The 18992-nt window shown below is 64.7% G+C and carries 16 protein-coding genes; 10 read left to right on the top strand and 6 right to left on the bottom strand.

What is annotated here, in order from left to right; all coding sequences use genetic code 11:
* Window positions 1-17: 17 nt before the first annotated feature.
* From A5788_RS00830 to A5788_RS00820, 3 genes are read right to left on the bottom strand one after another with little or no spacing between them, the layout of a single operon-like run.
* Window positions 18-680 (bottom strand): aromatic-ring-hydroxylating dioxygenase subunit beta, encoded by a 663-nt coding sequence (locus A5788_RS00830; RefSeq protein WP_082937939.1) that lies wholly within the window; start codon window positions 678-680, stop codon window positions 18-20.
* A complete protein-coding gene (locus A5788_RS00825; protein ID WP_064869661.1) occupies window positions 677-1987 on the bottom strand; it encodes an aromatic ring-hydroxylating oxygenase subunit alpha in 1311 nt (436 codons plus the stop codon). The genes A5788_RS00830 and A5788_RS00825 overlap by 4 nt, the downstream gene beginning before the upstream one ends.
* A 36-nt stretch (window positions 1988-2023) precedes the next feature.
* Window positions 2024-3520: a glutamine synthetase family protein gene (locus tag A5788_RS00820; RefSeq protein WP_064869659.1), complete on the bottom strand. Its 1497-nt coding sequence runs from the start codon at window positions 3518-3520 to the stop codon at window positions 2024-2026.
* 139 nt (window positions 3521-3659) lie between these two features.
* Here A5788_RS00820 and A5788_RS00815 point away from each other — a divergent pair, with 139 nt between their 5' ends.
* The 5 genes from A5788_RS00815 (at window position 3660) to cysC (ending at window position 9993) form a co-directional block, all read left to right on the top strand.
* Window positions 3660-4583, top strand: coding sequence for a MurR/RpiR family transcriptional regulator (locus A5788_RS00815; protein ID WP_064869657.1), 924 nt, complete (start codon window positions 3660-3662; stop codon window positions 4581-4583).
* A 161-nt stretch (window positions 4584-4744) separates the two neighbouring features.
* The gene (locus A5788_RS00810) at window positions 4745-6226 is read left to right on the top strand and encodes a sulfatase family protein (protein WP_064869655.1); all 1482 of its coding nucleotides are present in this window, start codon (window positions 4745-4747) and stop codon (window positions 6224-6226) included.
* 91 nt (window positions 6227-6317) lie between these two features.
* Window positions 6318-7103 (top strand): trehalose 2-sulfotransferase, encoded by a 786-nt coding sequence (gene stf0 / locus A5788_RS00805; RefSeq protein WP_064869653.1) that lies wholly within the window; start codon window positions 6318-6320, stop codon window positions 7101-7103.
* Window positions 7100-8047, top strand: a complete 948-nt coding sequence (gene cysD / locus A5788_RS00800) for a sulfate adenylyltransferase subunit CysD (protein ID WP_064869651.1) — start codon at window positions 7100-7102, stop codon at window positions 8045-8047. The genes stf0 and cysD overlap by 4 nt, the downstream gene beginning before the upstream one ends.
* Window positions 8047-9993, top strand: a complete 1947-nt coding sequence (gene cysC, locus A5788_RS00795; RefSeq protein ID WP_231895589.1) for an adenylyl-sulfate kinase — start codon at window positions 8047-8049, stop codon at window positions 9991-9993. The genes cysD and cysC overlap by 1 nt, the downstream gene beginning before the upstream one ends.
* Before the next feature lie 199 nt (window positions 9994-10192).
* Here cysC and efeB read toward each other — a convergent pair whose 3' ends face one another.
* The 3 genes from efeB to efeU are packed head-to-tail and all read right to left on the bottom strand — an operon-like array spanning window position 10193 to window position 14437.
* Window positions 10193-11530, bottom strand: coding sequence for an iron uptake transporter deferrochelatase/peroxidase subunit (gene efeB / locus A5788_RS00790; RefSeq protein WP_049699746.1), 1338 nt, complete (start codon window positions 11528-11530; stop codon window positions 10193-10195).
* A 4-nt stretch (window positions 11531-11534) separates the two neighbouring features.
* Window positions 11535-12728, bottom strand: coding sequence for an iron uptake system protein EfeO (efeO, locus tag A5788_RS00785; protein ID WP_064870147.1), 1194 nt, complete (start codon window positions 12726-12728; stop codon window positions 11535-11537).
* A complete protein-coding gene (gene efeU / locus A5788_RS00780) occupies window positions 12725-14437 on the bottom strand; it encodes an iron uptake transporter permease EfeU (protein WP_231894260.1) in 1713 nt (570 codons plus the stop codon). Before efeU ends, efeO begins: the two co-directional genes overlap by 4 nt.
* Before the next feature lie 80 nt (window positions 14438-14517).
* On the opposite strand from efeU, the gene A5788_RS00775 reads away from it, so the two are divergent.
* From A5788_RS00775 to A5788_RS00755, 5 genes are all read left to right on the top strand, one after another.
* A complete protein-coding gene (locus A5788_RS00775) occupies window positions 14518-15261 on the top strand; it encodes a lytic transglycosylase domain-containing protein (RefSeq protein WP_049699744.1) in 744 nt (247 codons plus the stop codon).
* 130 nt (window positions 15262-15391) lie between these two features.
* Window positions 15392-16675, top strand: coding sequence for a phosphopyruvate hydratase (gene eno, locus A5788_RS00770; protein ID WP_049699834.1), 1284 nt, complete (start codon window positions 15392-15394; stop codon window positions 16673-16675).
* A gap of 13 nt (window positions 16676-16688) precedes the next feature.
* Window positions 16689-17402, top strand: a complete 714-nt coding sequence (locus A5788_RS00765; RefSeq protein ID WP_064870143.1) for an FtsB family cell division protein — start codon at window positions 16689-16691, stop codon at window positions 17400-17402.
* Window positions 17403-17433: 31 nt separating this feature from the next.
* Window positions 17434-18015, top strand: coding sequence for a DUF501 domain-containing protein (locus tag A5788_RS00760; protein WP_064870141.1), 582 nt, complete (start codon window positions 17434-17436; stop codon window positions 18013-18015).
* Window positions 18012-18965 (top strand): Ppx/GppA phosphatase family protein, encoded by a 954-nt coding sequence (locus tag A5788_RS00755; protein WP_064870139.1) that lies wholly within the window; start codon window positions 18012-18014, stop codon window positions 18963-18965. Before A5788_RS00760 ends, A5788_RS00755 begins: the two co-directional genes overlap by 4 nt.
* The last annotated feature ends 27 nt before the right edge of the window (window positions 18966-18992 follow it).

Raw genomic sequence — 18992 nt, 5'->3', positions numbered from 1 at the left:
GAGGCTACCGTCGTCCGTCAGATCAGGAACGTGAGGTTGTGATGGCTGCGGTGTCCGTCGACGAGGCAAGAGATCTTGCGATCGATCTTCAGTTCGCCGTCCTCGCGGATGAATACGTGTCCCATCCAACCCGGGACGGTTTGCAGTGCATGCCCGTCGCGCATCTCATGCACGATGAATTGCGAACGAATCTTGACCTCGTCCGGATTATCAGTCGCGATGCGGACGAAGCCCGTGTTGACGTGTGTCGTGTAGGAGGGTGGCAGCTGCGAATAGGCAACTCCGGTGCGAAGCCAGACGATACGGTCGCCCATTCGACGGCGGTCGTCGAAAGCGATGGTGACACGCTTCTGAGGATCGCCGGCCTCGGGGTCGGGCATGTCGCGGACCGCCGGGACCCAGTACAGACACTGACGGGAATAGAGCTGGTACCACTGTTCGAAAGCGCGGCGGTCGAGTAACCAACTCTCGTGCAGGACAAGCGCCTCGTAGGCGTTGCGTTCCTCGGGCGTGAGAGGTGTGCCGACTGTGTCCCATTCGACGAGATCGTGCCGCAGCTTGGCGTAGTAGTCATCGTCGATGTAGGTCGATTCCAGACTGTCGCGCAGGATCGTGTCCAAGGCGTAGCGGACGACTGGATCGTCGACATTGCGGTGCACCTCCATCTCGGGCGCGTTCATCGGGCAACCAGCTTCGTGTCGGAGGTCATCAGCTTCTTCCAGTACCGCCAGAAGGCTCGGATCGGCAATTCGTCGGTGATCAGCCCGGTGAGATTGCCGTTGGCGTCGAGGGTTTCGGTGTCGGTGTCGATGTGACGGTTGGTGACCACCCATTCCATTTCCTCAACGCCCAAACCGACTTGGCACTCTTCGAAGTTCGCGAGGTCGTCGGGTTCCCCGAACGCGGGGAAGTCTTCTTGCAGTCGAACTCTCAGCGAGTTGATCTCGTCCGGAAGGTCGGGTGCTCGCAGACTTGTCGAGTACCAGACGATGTCGGTGTCGGCGACCGCCAACGGTTCGATCACCTGGATCTGGTTACCGATGATCAACAGATTTGGAAAGATGTTGAGATTCATCCCGGACCCGACGACGACATCGAGGGCGGCCTTGGCGGCAGCGTCGTCGAGCTTGGCGCGGACCGCGTTCGCGTACGGGTTCTGGCCGGGCATCGGGGCTGCGGAATCCCAGTAATTGTCGATCTCAGCTCGCTGATCGAGGAAGGTGTTGCCGTTGCCGAGATCGGTGACCGTTTGCTTGCCGGCGTCGGTGTCCCCGAGCGCCCACTGCATGTCGACGCCGACGCCGTATCGCTCCTTACGCATCCGCAGCAGTGATGCGTGGGAGAACCCAGGGTGATATCCGTCGGCGGAGTTGTCGTAGATGAGCTTCCAATTCCCCTTGCAGTTCAGGCGGGTCTCGCCGTGCCGCACCACCAACTCGGCGTCGGGCCAGCGGTCGAGCCACTGGTCGATGTAGTCGGTGACATTGCCGAGATGTGTTGCGAGATCGCTGATCTCTTGGTTCAGCGTCCCGAAGATGAAGCCCCGGTAGGAGTCGACGCGCAGCCGGCCGAGACCGAGTTCATCTCTGTTGAAACTTGCTCCGTAGCCCTTGTGCATCGGGACGCCGGTGAGTTTGCCGGTGTTGTTGAAGGTCCAGTTGTGATACGGGCACATGAAACTACGTGCGTTGCCCGAATCGGTGCGGCACACCGTCGCACCCCGATGAGTACAGCGGTTTATCAGCCCGTGAATCTCACCGTTTCGGTCGCGGGTGACGATGATCGGTCGCAAGCCGAGTTTTCGGCGGACAAAGTCGTTCGGTTCGGGGATCTCGCTCTCATGGGCGAGGTAGGTCCAGGTGCCGCCGTACACGCGGTTCATCTCGGTGACAAAGATCTGCGGGTCGGTGTACATCGTGCGGTGGACACGCAGATCGGTCACGAGTTCGTCGAACGGTGACACCGAGGTTTCGGTGGTGTTGGTCATTGATGACACTCCAGAGAGGTTGTGGGAGAGACGGTCTCAGTACTTGGTGAAGTACTCGCGGTGTTCCCACTCGGTGACCGCGTCGGGATTCTGTTCCCATTCCGGCTCGGCCTCGAGGAACCTTCCGATCTCGGAAGCCTTCAGTCCGAGAAGCCAGTCGACGAAAATGTTCCCGAAGGTGTCGCGGAAGAACTGGCTGCGCTTGAGCTCGTCGACCGCTTCCATGAGTGTGACAGGCAGTTTCGGGCGATCGGTTGCGCTGTAGGGGTCGGCTTCCACGGGTCCTGGATCAAGGTTGCGCTTGATTCCGTCGAGTCCGGCCGCGATCTGGCAACCCAGGTACAGATAGGGATTCGCAGTCGGTTCCCCGACGCGGTTCTCGATGTGCGACGACGGATCGCCCGGCCCGCCTTGCACACGACACATCGCGGCGCGGTTGTCGTGACCCCAGGTCGCGCGATCGGGGGCCAGCGAGTAGGGACGACGGCGTCGATACCCGTTGACACTGGGTGTGGTGAATACCGAAGCAGCGCAGGCATGTTCGAGTAGACCCGCGACAAAGCTACGGCCGATGGGCGACAGGAGGCCGTCGGACCCGGCGTCGGCGACGAACAGGTTGTTGCCCTCGACGTCGGTCAGGCTTTGGTGCAGATGCCAACCGCTCGCGCAGAATCCCGGCAGGCCGGGTGCGGTCATGAAAGTTGCGTGCAGGCCCATGCGTGCGCTGACCTGCTTGACCATGGACCGGAACAGCGTCATGGTGTCTGCGGCCTCGAGGGCGCCCTGCACGTCGAAGGTGAACTCCAACTGGCCGGGGCCGAGCTCGTCTTCCATTGTGCGCAAAGGCATGCCGAGTTCTTCGGCATACTCCGCGATTGTTCCGAGAAAGTTGTCGATGGCATCCATCTGTACCTCGGACTGATACGCGTAACCCTTGCCGATGGTTTCCACTTCCGGAGGTGCGGGCGGGCTACCGAGCGCGCCGCTGTCCTCAGGCGCCAACTTCGGGTCGACGACGCGCGTGATGTAGAACTCGACCTCCAGGCCGGCGACGAAGGTCATGCCCTCGGCGGCGAGGTCGCTGATGACGTTCTTGAGTTTGTGGCGGGCATCAAATGGTGCCGGTGTCCCGTCGTTGAAGTACATGTCGCCGAGAATCCAGCCGGTGCCCGGTGTCCAGGGCAACTCCCGAAAAGTCAGAGGGTCGGGGACGAGGACCAGGTCGGGAAAGCCTTCCATCTCGACCATGTCGAGGCTGCCGCCCTTGGTAAACGGGTTGAACGCGATGTTCTCACCGGAATCGAAATTGTATTGTGCCGAACTGAAGTCGAGGGCATTGCGCAGTGTTGAGAGAAATGTGTTGGGTAGCAGCGTCTTTCCGCGAAGCTTGCCCTGTGGGTCAGCCACGCTCACGCGAATGGTCTTGAACTCCTTTGCCTTGACGCGTGTGGCGATCGCATCAGCAGCTGCGTGTTGTTCGGGTGTCCACAGGTTGTGGCGGACGATGAAGTCGCGGGGAGATGATTCGGACATGAGAACCTCCGGGGAAACGGCAAGGACAAGGGCTGTGGGCGACTGCGATGACGTAGACGTTATGTTCGTTACGTGTCGAAGGGGTGACGTAACGAGTTAAACGTATGTAACGCGGGCCAGGGCCTCTAAACTGCGAGGTATGACGGAGTTCGCGACGCTCGAAGGAACCGTGGCACAACGGATTCGCCGTATACGGCATTCCCTTGCGCCCGGCGAGATGCGCGTGGTCGAGGCTCTGGTCGAGTCGTACCCGACCGCGGGATTGGTGCCGATCGCGCAACTCGCCGCGGAGGCCGACGTCAGCGCGCCGACCGCGTTACGACTCGTCGGTAAGCTCGGATTCGCAGGTTACGGCGCATTTCAGGAGGCGCTCCGCGCCGAGGTTCAGACTCGGTTGTTCTCTCCGGTTGCCGTTTATCCGGCGGCAGACGAGGCGGGTGAAGAGTCGATGTTGACCGCGGCGTCGACCCTCTATGGCGACGGCGTTCGCTGGACGATGACCAATCTGCCGGTCGACGAAGTGCGCGAGACGGTGACCGCGCTGGCCGACGCGTCACGACCTGTGATCGTCTCCGGCGGCCGATTCAGCTCGGTGCTCGCTACACAGCTCGCGCGCTATCTGCACATGCTGCGACCCGGAGTCCATGAGGTCGAGCCGACGTCTGGTGATCTCATGGCTTCGCTCATCGACGTCGACGAGAGGACCATCGCCGTCGTCTTCGATTTCCGCCGGTATCAGCAGTCGACTATCGACTGGGCGTTGGCGGTGACCGAGCGGGGTGCCCAGCTCGTGGTTGTCACCGACATGTACTTGTCGCCGCTCGCGTCGAGTGCGAATGCCGTCTTTCCCGTCAGCCACTCCGGCCTGGGTCCGTTCGACTCGATGGCGCACGGATTCATGCTGGTCGAGTTGCTGGTCTCGCTTGTCGCCAAGGAACTCGGCGAACCTGCCCGTGATCGGCTCGCGGAGTTCGAGCAGCTGCAATTGGCCGAGGAACAAGAACGCCGACAGACGGGTAAAGCGCGCGCGCAAGTGAAGGATGAGCCGAAGGGCTCGAGGTAGGCGGAAGCGCTACATCCGGTCCCGCGCGGCCCCGAACGCCTGTCGCGAGCATTGCACTCACGCTGATTTCATCCCGTCGTGCTGGCGCGGTGAGCCCAGGTAGGCAGCCTCGGCGTGCTACCCGCCACCACGTGCGGAAACGGCGGGTGCATCATGGGTAAATGCCTTTCGACAACACCGGCAGCGCCTCAGGCCCCACGCGGGAGAACGTCATCTTCGTGCACTGGCACGACCTCGGGCGTCATCTCGCGTGCTACGGGGCCGACGGTGTCGAGAGTCCGAACATGGATGCCTTGGCGTCAGAGGGGATCCTGTTCACCGACGCCCACGCCACCGCGCCGCTGTGCTCACCGGCTCGTGGGTCGCTTTTCACCGGCCAGTACCCGCATCACAACGGACTCGTCGGCCTCGCTCATCACGGGTTCGAGTACCGCGACGGCGTGCAGACACTGCCAGCCCTGCTGGGCGACGCCGGGTATCGGACCGTGCTGTTCGGCATGCAGCACGAGAGCTCCGATCCGCAACGACTCGGCTTCGACACCGTCGACGTCTCGGACTCCCGATGTGATCACGTGGTCGCCGAGTCGCAGCGCTGGCTGCGCAGGTATGTCGAGCGAACCGCGAATGAGCAAGCGGCCCAACCATTTCTGCTCACCGCAGGCTTCTTCGAGACCCATCGTCCCTACCCCGTCGACGAGTACAAGCATCCCGACACCTCGGGCATCGAGGTACCCGGTTTCCTCCCAGACACCGACGACGTGCGCGAAGATCTCGCCGGCCTGCACGGCAGCATCTCGAAGGCCGACGACGCGGTGGGTCGCCTCCTCGACACCGTCGCCGATCTCGGACTCGACCACAACACCTGGATCGTCTTCATCACAGACCACGGTCTGGCGTTCCCGCGAGCCAAGTCGACGCTCTATGCGGAGGGGACCGGCGTCGCGCTGATCGTGCGGCCTCCGACGGGGCGCGCGATCGAACCGCGCGTGTACGACGACCTGTTCTCGGGTGTCGACCTCACTCCGACGATTCTCGATCTCCTCGGCCTCGAGGCCCCTGCCGACGTCGACGGCGTCTCGCATGCCCCCGAGATCGTGCGCAACGCGCAGGAGCCGATACGCGGGGCGGTCTTCACGGAGAAGACCTATCACGACGCCTACGACCCGATCCGGGCGATTCGGACAAAGAAGTACAGCTATATCGAGAACTACGCGCATCGCCCGGCGTTGCTGCTCCCGCTCGACATCGCCGACAGTCCGTCTGCGCGGTCGATCGACGCGTCGGTCATCACAGCGGAGCGGCCGGCCGTCGAACTCTACGATCTCGAGCACGATCCGTGGGAGCGCACCAATCTCGCCGACGATCCGAATTACGCGCAGGTCCGCACAGAACTCGCGGCACGGTTGGCCAAGTGGCGAGCCGACACCCACGACGCGCTCCCGGACGAGCGCGCGGGGACAGCCATCGCGGACGAATTCATGACTCGCTACTTCGAGCAAGCAGTCGAGACCCCGCCCGACGAGCAGGCACTTCCGTCGCGGCGCCCGCTCGGACGTGAGCGCGATCTCACCGGCGAGATCCAGCAGGGCGAGGTCGACGACGAGGCTCGCCAATCTGCTGATGCACCCAGCGCGCAAGGCTGACACACAGACGTCGAGTTTTGTAAATAGTTTGGACCGTCGAGCGCCTAATTGCCCAGGTTGCGGGCGGTTTCGGGCTGGTTAAACTGAGCGGGTGCCGCCAGTCGACAACTACCTCGTGTGCGCCAGTCAGCGCAGCGGGAGCACCCTCCTCGTCGAGTCTCTCGCCGAGACGGGGGTCGCCGGGACTCCCGAGGAGTTCTTCCAATACTTCCCCGCGACATCACAAGCGCCGCAACCACGTGAATGGTTCGCGGACGTCGACGACCCCGAGATCATCGACGTTCTCGACGAACTCGACGACGGGGTCGTCGACGCCAGAACCTACGCACAGTGGCGCGACGCCATCTTTGCCGCGGGTCGTTCCTCGAACGGCGTGTGGGGCGGCAAACTTATGTGGAATCAGACGCCCCTGCTGATCTCGCGAACGCGGACCGGGTCGGGGTCGCTGCGCACCGCCATCCGCACGCTGTTCGGCGACGATCCGCTGTACGTGCATGTCTACCGGGAAGACGTTGTGCCACAAGCAGTGTCGATGTGGCGTGCGGTGCAGACGCGAGTGTGGCGACACGACGGCGATGCCTCCGAAGACGCGGCCGTCTACAACGCCGAAGGTATCGCCCACCTCGCGGAAATACTGCTGGCGCAGGAGAAGTCGTGGCGCGAGTGGTTCGCCGCGGAGCGCATCGAGCCCCTCGACATCGAGTTCGGTGAACTCACCAAGGACCCATCGGGCACCACAGCTCGCGTTCTCTCCGCGTTGGGTCAAGACCCGGCGCTGGCGCCCCCGCCGCCGTTAAAGCCACAGTCCAATGCCCGCTCCAAGGAGTGGGTCGAGCGGTACCGCGACGACGCGGTGCGGAACGGATACCCGCAATGACCACGCAGATCGACGCCGCAGCCGACCTCGACCACGTATCCGCATTGCGGGTGCTCGAGTCCGAGGCCGTGCACATCATTCGCGAAGTGGCGGCAGAACTCGAACGTCCGGTGCTGCTGTTTTCCGGCGGCAAGGACTCGATTGTGCTTCTCCGTTTGGCGGAGAAGGCATTTCGTCCGCATCCGCTGCCGTTTCCGATCCTGCACGTCGACACCGGACACAACTTCGACGAGGTGATCGAGTTCCGCGACCGTCGGGTCGCGCCGACCGCCGACAACCCCGACGGAATCAAACTCATCGTCGCATCGGTTCCCGACGCCATCGCGGCGGGACGCGTGGCGGAGTCGACCGATCCGTCGGGCTCGCGCAACCGACTCCAGACCCGCGTGCTCCTCGACGCGTTGGAGGAGGGACGATTCGACGCCGCGTTCGGCGGTGCCCGCCGCGACGAAGACCGCGCGCGTGCCAAGGAGCGGGTGTTCAGCTTCCGTGACGAGTTCGGCCAGTGGGACCCGCGCGCTCAACGCCCCGAACCGTGGTCGCTCTACAACGGACGTATCCGACGCGGCGAATCGGTTCGGGTGTTCCCCCTGTCGAATTGGACCGAAACCGACATCTGGCGCTATATCGAACTCGAAGGCCTCGACCTTCCGCCGATCTACTATGCGGCGGAGCGCGAGGTATTCGACCGCGACGGCATACTGCTCACCGTGTCGCCCTACTCGCAGCCGGATTCGCCCGACGATGTGAGCACCGAGTGGGTGCGCTACCGCACAGTCGGTGATCTGACGATCACCGGCGCGGTGCGATCGCGTGCGACGACGATCCCCGAGATCATCGAAGAGATCAGTGCCGCAACGGTATCCGAACGTGGTGAGACCCGCGCCGACGACCGCACGTCGTCGGCCGCCATGGAGGACCGCAAACGAGAGGGTTACTTCTGATGACCGAGACCGTGACCCGCGATCCTTCCGAGGATTCGCAGCAAAGCGAAACCCTCTTGGGGGCAAGCATTCCCACACCTCGACGACAGATTCTGCGTCTGGCGACCGCCGGCAGCGTCGACGACGGTAAGTCGACGCTCATCGGCCGTATCCTGCACGACACCGGCTCGCTGCCGACAGATCACCTCGAGGGAGTGACGTCCGACGACGGCGACGTCGATCTGGCCGCGCTCTCCGACGGTCTGCGTGCCGAGCGCGAGCAGGGCATCACCATCGACGTCGCCTACCGGTTCTTCTCCAGCCCCACGCGCAGCTACGTGCTCGCCGATACTCCCGGGCACGAGCGCTACACCCGCAACACGTTCACCGGAGCGTCGAACGCCCATGTCGCAGTGCTGCTCGTCGATGCCCGAAAAGGGTTGCTGCGCCAGACACGTCGGCATGCGCGTATCGCGACGCTGGTCGGTGTCCCGCACATCGTCGCCGCGGTCAACAAGATCGACCTCGTCGACTTCTCGGCCGAGCGATTCGCAGAGCTGGTCGCAGACCTCAACGAACTGGCCACGAATGTCGGTGCAGCGGAGATCACCGCGATCCCGGTCGCGGCGAAGCTCGGCGACAACGTGGTGAACAAGTCGGAGAACACGCCCTGGTACACGGGCCCGACACTGCTCGAATACCTGGAAGGTATTGAGCTGCACGCACCCAATCCCATTGCGCGCGAATTGCGTCTGCCCATCCAGTGGGTGTCTCGGCCGGGGCCCGACGGCAAGCGCAGTTACACCGGACGCGTGGCCGCGGGGACACTCGACGTCGGCGATCCTGTTCTGGTGCTGCCGTCGGGGTCACGTACCACGGTGACCGCACTTGACACTCTCGACCCGACTCGGCCGACGGCCGTTGCGCCGCTGTCGGTTTCGGTGCAGTTGGCCGACGACATCGACGTCGGCCGCGGCGACGTGATCGTCAGCGGAGCCGACGACGCCCACCTGCCAGTGGCAGCACGTGAACTGTCTGCGACGGTCTGCTGGCTGTCGGAGACGCCACTGCACGCGGGCGATCGTGTGGCGCTCAAGCAGGGTGCGTCGACGGTACGCGCGACGGTTCAAGCCCTCGAGCGCAAACTCGATCCGGAGACGCTGCTCGAGCAGGTCGGGCCGTCGGAGTTGGCGCTCAACGACATCGGCACGCTCACGCTGCGGACGTCGTCGGTTGTGGTTGCCGATCCGTATGCGAGCAACCGCGACACGGGCGCGTTCATCCTGATCGACGAGGCGTCGAACGACACGGTCGGTGCGGGCACGATCCTCGAACCGCGCGAGGTGATTCCGGGCAAGGCGACCCGCAACGACATCAAGTGGCACCCGAGTGCGCTGAGCCGCAACGAGCGCTGGACCAAGACCGGTCAGCGCGGAGCGACGGTGTGGCTCACCGGCTTACCTGCCTCCGGAAAGTCGACTGTTGCGGTCGCGCTCGAACGAGAACTGGTCAATCGTGCCCGCGTCGCCTACCTCGTCGACGGCGACAACATCAGGCACGGGATCTCCGACGATCTCGGCTTCTCGCCCGGAGATCGCGCCGAGAACATCAGGCGGGTAGGCCATCTCGCGCGTCTGTTCGCCGACGCCGGGGTGATCGCCATCGCGTCGATGGTCTCGCCACTGCGGTCCGACCGCGAAATCGCCCGCGAACTCCACGACGCCGCCGACCTCGACTTCATCGAGGTGCACGTGTCGACGCCGGTCGGGGAGTGCGAACGCCGCGACCCCAAGGGGCTCTACGAACGCGCACGGCGCGGAGAACTCAAGGGACTCACCGGGGTCGACGCCCCGTACGAGAAGCCCGAGAACCCCGACCTGCGCTTCGACACCACCGGCGCCGACATCGCCGAACTCGCGGGCCGCGTCGTCGACGAGCTGGTCCGCCGGGGCGTCTTGGCTGAGTGATCTCGAGAGGCTCGATCATCGGGGTTGGCTCGGTGCGGGGCTGCCGGGGTGCCGAGCCTTCGTGCAGTAACTAGGGGAGAGGTTTCTTCCGCGGGTTGTGTGCGTTTCCTCGAGACGTGTCGCGGGGAAACCTCAGCAACTCGGGGAAGGAATCCTTCCCCTACTTTCCGCGCGCCCACGACGCCGCGACGACGCCGCGCTAGTCCGTGTACCCGAAGAGCGTCTTGCCGTACCAGTCGCCGATCTTCGACAGGCCCGGTGGGACGGCGAAGAGTGAGCTCGAAATCGGTGCGATGTACTCGTTGAGCCCGTCCTGGGCGAGGTTGTTCTGGATGCGGACGAACTGCTCGTGCGCGTTCTTCTGGTACGCGATGAAGAACAGTCCTGCGGCCAGAGTTCCTGTGCGGGTGTCGATTCCGTCGGTGTAGTTGTAACCGCGACGCAGGATCTGGGCGCCGCCGTTGTTGTCGGGGTGTGCGAGTCGCACGTGCGAGAACCGGTCGACTGCGTACTTGCCGGTGTCGAGTCGTTTGTGGAAGTCGATCGTGGTGAACTCGCTGCCACCCGACAGGGGAGCGCCGTTGTCCTTGGTGCGGCCGAAGATCAACTCCTGGTTGCCGATGTCGTCGGAGTCCCATGCCTCTATGTGCATGCGGATTTTGCGCGACACCAGATACGAGCCGCCCTTCATCCACGGCTGATCGGTCTCGTCGCCGACCCACACCCATTCTTTGGCGACGCTCGGGTCCTCGGCCTTGATGTTCGCCGTTCCGTCCTTGAATCCGAACAGGTTCCGCGGTGTCACCTGCGAAGTCGACGTGGCGGATGCGCGCCCGAAACCCTCTTGGAGCCAGCGCAGCGTGACAACGGTGCGGCCGATCCGGGCAAGGTTGCGGACGGCGTGAAAAGCGACCTGTGGGTCTTCGGAGCACGCTTGCACGCAGATGTCGCCGCCGCTGATCGACGGATCGATCGTCGTGTCAACTGCCAACTGCCCCAACGGTTTCAGTGCGGCGGGCATCTTGTCGCGCAGGCCGAATCGATCGTCGAACAGAGTTGGGCCGAAGCCCACTGTGATCGTGAGTTTGTTCGGGCCGAGGTCGAAGGCCTCGCCGGTGTCCGCGGGAGGTGAACCAGGACGGGTCTCCACCGGTCCGACCGGCTTGCCCTGTGTGAGCAGGCTTGCCGCGGCGGCCCACCGTGCGAGCATCACCTCGAGCTGCTGCGTTGTCACCGAGTCGGCGACGTCGAACGCAGCGAATACGAGTGAATTCTGTTGGGGCGTAGTGATTCCCGCTTGGTGCTCGCCGTAGAAGTCGACGATTTCCGACGCGGTATCCGTCGGTTTGGGTGCGGCGGCGTAACCGATGGCGCCACCCGCAGCGCCGCCGACGACAACCCCCGCGAGGCCGGCGGCACCGAGAAATCCCCTGCGTCCCAAGCGCGGTCCACGTCCACTGCTGGACGTGTCGGCGGTCTGGTCGGATGGGGTGGCGTCATCCGGTTGCTGCGTCGGAATGTTGTCGTCGGCGGACATCACATCAGCTCGCTGCGGCGATCTTTCCGCCGGCCTGCGCCAGCGGATCCTTGACGGCGACGATGGCGGCTGCCATCTCGCGCTTCTGCTCGGCGGTCACCTGCGTGAAGTTCTTGAAGCCGCCGGGCTCGTTGGGGTCGCGGAAGGTGTCGATCAGAGAATCGACCCTGGCGAACGCGTCGGTGATGGTCTGCGTGAGCTGCGGATCGATCTCCTTCAGCGCAGGCTTGACCATGGCGAAGGCCTGCTCGGAGCCCTCGATGTTCGCCTGCATGTCGAGGATGTCGATGTGCGAGTACGCCTCTTCCTCACCGGTGAGTTTGGTCGTCGAGACCTCGTCGAGTAGATCGCCTGCGCCGTTGACGATTTCAGCGGGAGCGAAGGTGAATTCCGGCTTGTTGACGACGGTCTGGAGCAGTTCGACGTTCTTCTGCAGTTCCGCTGCGACAGGGCCCATGTTCGCGAGGTTCTTGTCCTGGTAGATCGCCTTCTCCAGAACGTGGAAGCCCTCCCACTTGTCGCCGGGACCAACTGCATCCGGGCGGGCGTCGATCGCGAAATCGAGGCTGACAGAAGCGTTGTCGGAGCAGTCCGTCGAACCGTCGGTGCAGAATGCGCCGGCGATCGGCTCGATGCGCTCGTAGTACGGGCGGGCCTTGGGATACGCGTCCCGTGCGGCCTCGAGGTTGTTGGCCTTCACGGCGTCGGTCAGCGTCCTGGTGTTCTCGACGAGGCTGTTGACCTGAGTGATCACGTAGGCCTTGTAGTCGGCGGACGCGGTCTTCAGCTTGTCCGCGACGGTTCCGGTTGCCTCCGTGGCCTTGCCGGTGACCGTGAACTGAGTCTTTTCGTTGGTGGCGCCGGGGCAGTACAGCTCGTACGTGCCGCCGTCGAGCTTGTGAGAGAACGAGACCGACGCCATGCCGGGCACGATGTTCTCGCGCTCGGCGAGAATGCGGTTGTCCTTGATCAGCTCGACCTCGTTGACCGCTGCCGCGTTCGTGTTGGTGATCTCGAAGGTGATCGGCCCGGCGTCGACCTTGTCCGGGGTGGCCTTGCAGCCCTGATCGGTGATCTCGACCTTCACGGTCTTCACATCCGACGACGAGTTCGACGAGTCGGAGCTGTCCGAACAGCCCGCGATCCCGACGACGGCGACGGCTGCCGCGCCGACGGCCACCAGTGGTCGCACCCTCATGTGGTTTTCTCCTTTGTGTGAACGGGGCCGGTCAGGGTCCCTGTCTGCAAATCCTCGTGTTCGGGCGGCGGCGTCGGACGCCTGCGTCGCACCAGAAGCAGTCCGGCCAGGATCGCGGCGACGACGGCGCATCCGGCAAGCCACAGCGGTACTACGACCGAGCGGACGTGATGTGCCGATCGTTGGTCGACGGCGTTTTGCAGTGCACCGAGTTCTGCGGCATCGGCGGTGTGCTCGGCGTCGAACGTCGCGACCTTCCCGAGCACCACGGCCGCGCCGGAATCAGGGGTGGCAGTGGCAGTCACGACGTAGTGGACATCCGCGGCCACCGGCGTATGGAACGTCGGGTCGACGCTGGTCGTCACCGTCGCGGTCACCGTGTAGATCACCGGTGCGTCGACTCCGAACGTTTGCGTGTTCAGTCCGACGGGCAGGCGCCCGTTGTTGCCCGCGGCGACCTGTGCAGGCGTGACGCGGGTGGGGGCGTCGGGAACGAGCGTGGCGATATCGAGGTTCGGTGAGGCGAGCTGTTGATAGGTCGGGTAGCTCGTCGAGCCGATCTGCGCGTTGTCTGTGGCAGCGAGCTTGGGCAGCGGCGTCGACACCGACCCGGACGTGAGCGTGCCCGTTGCCTGCGAGGCGTCGGCGGACTCGACGCGTACTGCGACGGGGTCGGGCACCCGAATGGTCTTGCCCGTCAGCACACCGGAGGTCGACGGCGTGCCGGAGACACTGACGCGCATGGTGTCCGACGGAGGCGCCGGTTCAGCCGGTGCAGCGGAGAAGACGACGACGGCTGCGATCGCGAGCACTCCGGCGAGCGCACCGCACGCCAGCCCGGCAGCTCGTCGGGGGAACGCCTTGCCCGCCGGCCAGAGCACGATGGTGCCGACGATGAGCAGATACACCGCCCAGCCGACGACCTCGATGAGCACGGGCTTCGGTTGGATTCCGAGAACGCCGGTCAGCAGCGAGGATTGGATGGAGCCGGGTTGGACGAGCCAGGTCAGGTCGACAACCTGCTGTTGCCCGACGTTGAGCCAGCCCGCCTCGTGCGCGGTGCGGAAGGCCGTCATCACGAGTCCTGCGGCGACCAGGGCGAGCAGCAGGCCGGTGACCTTGAAGAAGCGCGCGAGGTTGATATGGACGCCACCGCGATAGATGCCGTAGCCCAGCAGCACCGCTATGCCGATTCCGAGAATCGCGCCCAATGCCGACGGCACGGCGTTGTTACTGGCATTGAAGGCTGCGACCAGGAACACCGACGTCTCGAGCCCCTCGCGGAGCACCGCGAGGAAGGCCATCATGACGAACGCGATAGCCGAGCCCTCGTTCACCGCATCGGTGGCCGCGGCCTCGAGATCTCCCTTGAGGTCGCGTGCGTGCTGACGCATCCACACGATCATGTACGTGACCATCGCGACGGCGATGACGCCGATGACGGTTTCGAGGCCCTCTTGCTGGCGCTGTGGCAGGTCGCGCGAGAGCACCTCGAGACCGATCGCGACGGCGACGCAGATGGCGACGGCGACGCCGACCCCGACCCACATCCAGCGCAGGGCGTCGGTGCGGCCCTGGCGTCGCAGGAAGGCCGCGATGATGCCCACGATGAGTGCCGCCTCGAGCCCCTCGCGAAGGCCGATGATGAGGGTCGCGAACACGTATTTCTCCGGTTTGTCCGATTTGCTGCGTTTTGGCTGGTCAGCCAAGCTTTACCTACCGTAAGCGAGCTAAGGCTACGCTCTACGATGCGGGATCACCAAGGGACCAATGGCACCATGGTGAATCGATGACCACCGTTCGACGGGCACTCGCCTCGATATCCGCTCTCACCTGCGTCGCAATTCTGACGTCGGCATGCCTCGACCTCCCCTCCCTGAATCGTCCCGACATTCCCGACGGCATCCCGCCGGGTCTTGGAACGCCGGTACCGTTTGTCGACATCAACGCGCCTGGACGCACTGCTGAGCAGCTACGTGACTGGGCCCGGCCGATCTCCGACGCCACGGGTATCCCGTTCGTCGCGTTGGAGTCCTACGGCAACGCCGCCGAGATCCAACGACAGCAACATCCCGAGTGCGGAATCGGGTGGACGACCCTCGCCGGTATCGGCGGTGTCGAAAGCAAGCACGGTCAGTACCGCGGCTCGAAGATCGCGCCGAACGGCGACGTCAGCCCGCCGATCAGGGGTGTGCCACTCGACGGAACGCGGGGAAACATGGAGATCCCCGACACCGACGGAGGGAAACTCGACGGCGACGCCACTCACGACCGTGCGATGGGTCCGTTCCAGTTCATCCCGGAGACGTGGCGACGCTACGGCGTCGACGCCAATGGTGACGGCAGGGCCGATCCGGACAACATCGACGACGCCGCGCTGTCTGCTGCCCGCTACCTGTGCGTGTCCGCGGGCGGCGACATGACAACACCGCAGGGCTGGGAGAAAGCGGTCAAGGTCTACAACAATTCGATGGCCTACGTCATCGACGTGCGCGACCACGCCAACGCGTATTCGATCAACGTCCGCTACTGAACGCCGTATGAGCCTCGACGCTCCCGCCTTGCGCGCTCGATGCGTGACTGTTGACTTCACCGACTAGGCTTTGATCCCGTACCCGTCGGCTGCGCGAGGCGCCGACATGTTCACCGATAGGGGCAACACCGTGGCAATCATCGAACAGGTTGGTGCACGCGAAATCCTGGACTCGCGAGGCAACCCGACTGTCGAGGTCGAGGTCGTCCTCGACGACGGCACGTTCACTCGTGCCGCTGTGCCATCCGGCGCGTCGACGGGTGAGCACGAAGCCGTCGAACTTCGTGACGGCGGCAAGCGTTACGGCGGAAAGGGCGTCACCAAGGCTGTCGAGGGCGTGTTGAGCGAACTCGCACCCGCGGTCATCGGTATCGAGGCCGAAGAGCAGCGCCTCGTCGACCAGGCCCTGATCGACGCCGACGGCACTCCCGACAAGAGCAGGCTCGGCGCCAACGCCATTCTCGGCGTGTCGCTTGCGGTGGCCAAGGGTGCGGCAGAGTCGGCGGGACTGCCGCTGTTCCGCTACATCGGGGGCCCCAACGCCCACATCCTCCCGGTCCCGATGATGAACATCATCAACGGCGGCGAGCACGCCGACAACGGCATCGACTTCCAGGAGTTCATGATCGCTCCGATCGGCGCGCCGACCTTCAAGGAGGCGCTGCGCTGGGGCGCTGAGGTCTACCACTCGCTCAAGTCGGTGCTGCACAAGCGCGGCCTGAACACGGCACTCGGCGATGAGGGCGGCTTCGCTCCCGACCTCCCCGACACCGCGTCGGCCATCGCGGTCATCGGTGAAGCCGTCGAGGCCGCCGGCTACAACTTCGGTCGCGACATCGCGATCGCACTCGACGCCGCGGCGACCGAATTCTACAGCGACGGTGCCTACAACCTCGAGGGTAAGAAGCTCTCCAGCGACGAGATGATCAGCTACTACGAGAAGCTCGTCGACGAGTTCCCGATCGTGTCGATCGAGGACGGCCTGTCCGAGGACGACTGGGACGGCTGGGTCAAGCTGACCGACGCGCTCGGCGACAAGGTGCAGCTCGTCGGCGACGACCTGTTCGTCACCAACCCTGAGCGTCTCGAAGAGGGCATCTCCAAGGGTGCGGCAAATGCGTTGCTGGTCAAGGTCAATCAGATCGGAACGCTCACTGAGACCCTCGACGCCGTCACGCTCGCCCACAACAACGGCTACAAGACCATGATGAGCCACCGTTCGGGCGAGACCGAGGACACCACGATCGCCGACCTCGCCGTCGCATGCGGCTGCGGTCAGATCAAGTCCGGCGCACCCGCGCGCAGCGAGCGTGTCGCCAAGTACAACCAATTGCTCCGTATCGAAGAGGGCCTCGGCGACGCGGCACGCTACGCGGGAGACCTCGCCTTCCCCCGATATACGTACGGTTCGTGATTAGCTAGAGCCCATGGCACAGGGCTCAGGGCGTCGACGCACGCGTGCGTCGACGAGCGATCCCCGCTCCCGGGAGCGTGCCCGTAAGGCGCCCCGGCGCGAGCGGTCGACTTCTCGCCGTTCGCCGGTCTCGGTCATCGAGACCGGCGAACAGGAGATCTACGACGACTCGATCATCGACTTCGACGCCGAGGTTTCCGACGCACGTACCGACGACGTCCCCGACAGCGAGAGCGATTCCGGTGACGAGATCTCCGACGTGCGTCGCGAACGTGAGCGGCTGCGAGCGCAACGTCGACGACGGGCGGGATTCACCGAACGAATGGCGCAGCGACTGCACCACGTCGACGCAAAACGCGCAGTGGTGCTGTCGTTGGTCATCGGCGTCGTCGCGCTCACCTTGGCTATGCCGCTGCGTACGTACTTCTCGCAGCACACCGAGTTCTCGCAGCTCGAAGAGTCGAATGCACAGTTGCGCGACCAGGTCGCCGACTACCAGCAGAAGGTCAACGAGCAGAACGATCCCGCCTACATCGAGGCCAAGGCACGAGAACGACTCAAGTTGGTCAAGCCCGGCGAGACGCCGTTCGTCATGCTCTATCCCGATGAGGCCGCTCGAAGCGCTGAGCGTCAGCGCGAAGCGGCACATGAGGCCAACTCCTGGTACGGCAACCTGTGGCAGTCCGTATCGACCCCGCCCGGAGCCGACGCGCCGGGGTCGCACTGAGTTCGCCGCACCGAACTGGTAGCAAAGAAGCGTGAGTACATCCGACGGCAACCAATCTGCTGGCCAGCAGGTGAGCGACGACGACCTCGCCACCATCGCCACACAACTCGGCCGTGAACCGCGCGGCGTGATCGAGGTCAGTTATCGCACTCCGGACGGTGTACCCGCCGTCGTCAAGACCACCCCGCGTCTACCCGACGGCACCCCGTTTCCGACGCTCTACTACCTCACCGATCCCCGCTTGACCGCCGAGGCGAGTCGACTCGAATCGGCAGGTGTGATGAAGGAGATGACCGCACGCCTGGCCGTCGACGACGATCTCGCCGCCGCGTACCGACGTGCGCACGAGTCATTCCTCGCCGAACGTGACGCCATCGAATCGCTCGGCACCGACTTCTCCGGGGGCGGCATGCCGGATCGGGTCAAGTGCCTCCATGTCCTGATCGCGCACTCGCTCGCGAAGGGGCCGGGCGTCAATCCCCTCGGCGACGAGGCCGTGGCGCTCGCCGCCGCAAATGGCATGCGCGGCACGGCGATTCCCTCCGACTGGCCCGACGTCCCTGCAACCCCCGACGTCCCCGCAACCACAGGCGACGCGGAGCCCGACCGGTGACCGTGGTCGCCGCCGTCGACTGCGGCACCAACTCCATCCGACTTCTCGTCGCGGAAGAGGCCGCGCCTCCCGCCGGCGGCCTGCGGGATCTGCACCGCGAGATGCGGGTCGTGCGCCTCGGGCAGGGTGTCGACGCCACGGGGCAGTTCGCCGACGAGGCGATCGAGCGAACCAGGGTCGCGCTCGCCGACTACGTCGACGTGATGCGCGCGCTCGGCGTCGAACGCGTCCGTATGGTTGCCACTTCGGCCACCCGCGACGCGCGCAACCGCGACGTCTTCTTCGCGATGACTGCGGAGCTGCTCGGATGCGTCGTCGAGGGGGCGCAGGCCGAGGTGATCACCGGCGATGAGGAGGCACGGCTGTCGTTTCGTGGTGCCGTCGGCGAACTCGATCCTGACGAAGGGCCGTTTGTTGTCACCGATCTCGGTGGCGGCTCCACCGAGGTCGTGCTCGGCGATGCTGAGGGAGTGTCGGCCGCGTACTCCGCTGACGTCGGATGCGTGCGCACCACCGAGCGCGCTCTGCATTCCGACCCGCCCACCGCCGACGAGGTTCGTGGCGCCACGCAGTTCATCCACGACAGACTCGCCGTCGCATTCGACGCCGTGCCGGTCGAGCGGGCACACACCTGGGTCGGTGTCGCCGGAACACTCACCACCATCGCGGCCGTGAACGCGGGGATGGACGTCTACGACTCCGACGCAATTCACCTGTCGCGCATCGGAATCGACGACCTCGACCGCGTCTGCCACGACCTCGTCGCGATGACTCGCGACGCTCGCGCAGCGCTGGGACCGATGCATCCCGGCCGCGTCGATGTGATCGGCGGTGGCGCGCTGGTGACGCTGGAACTCGCTCGGGTCCTGTCCGAGCGCGCAGGCTTCTCCGAGCTAGTCGTCAGCGAGCACGACATCCTCGACGGCATCGCCCTGGGCTTGCTGGACTAGGTCTTCGCTGGTTGGGACGCGAAAAGC

The sequence above is a fragment of the Gordonia sp. 852002-50816_SCH5313054-c genome (genome assembly GCF_001665925.1).
Lineage (GTDB): Bacteria > Actinomycetota > Actinomycetes > Mycobacteriales > Mycobacteriaceae > Gordonia > Gordonia jacobaea.
The sequence above is the reverse complement of the archived record's forward strand: the minus strand, read 5'-3'. Positions and strand labels throughout refer to the sequence as shown.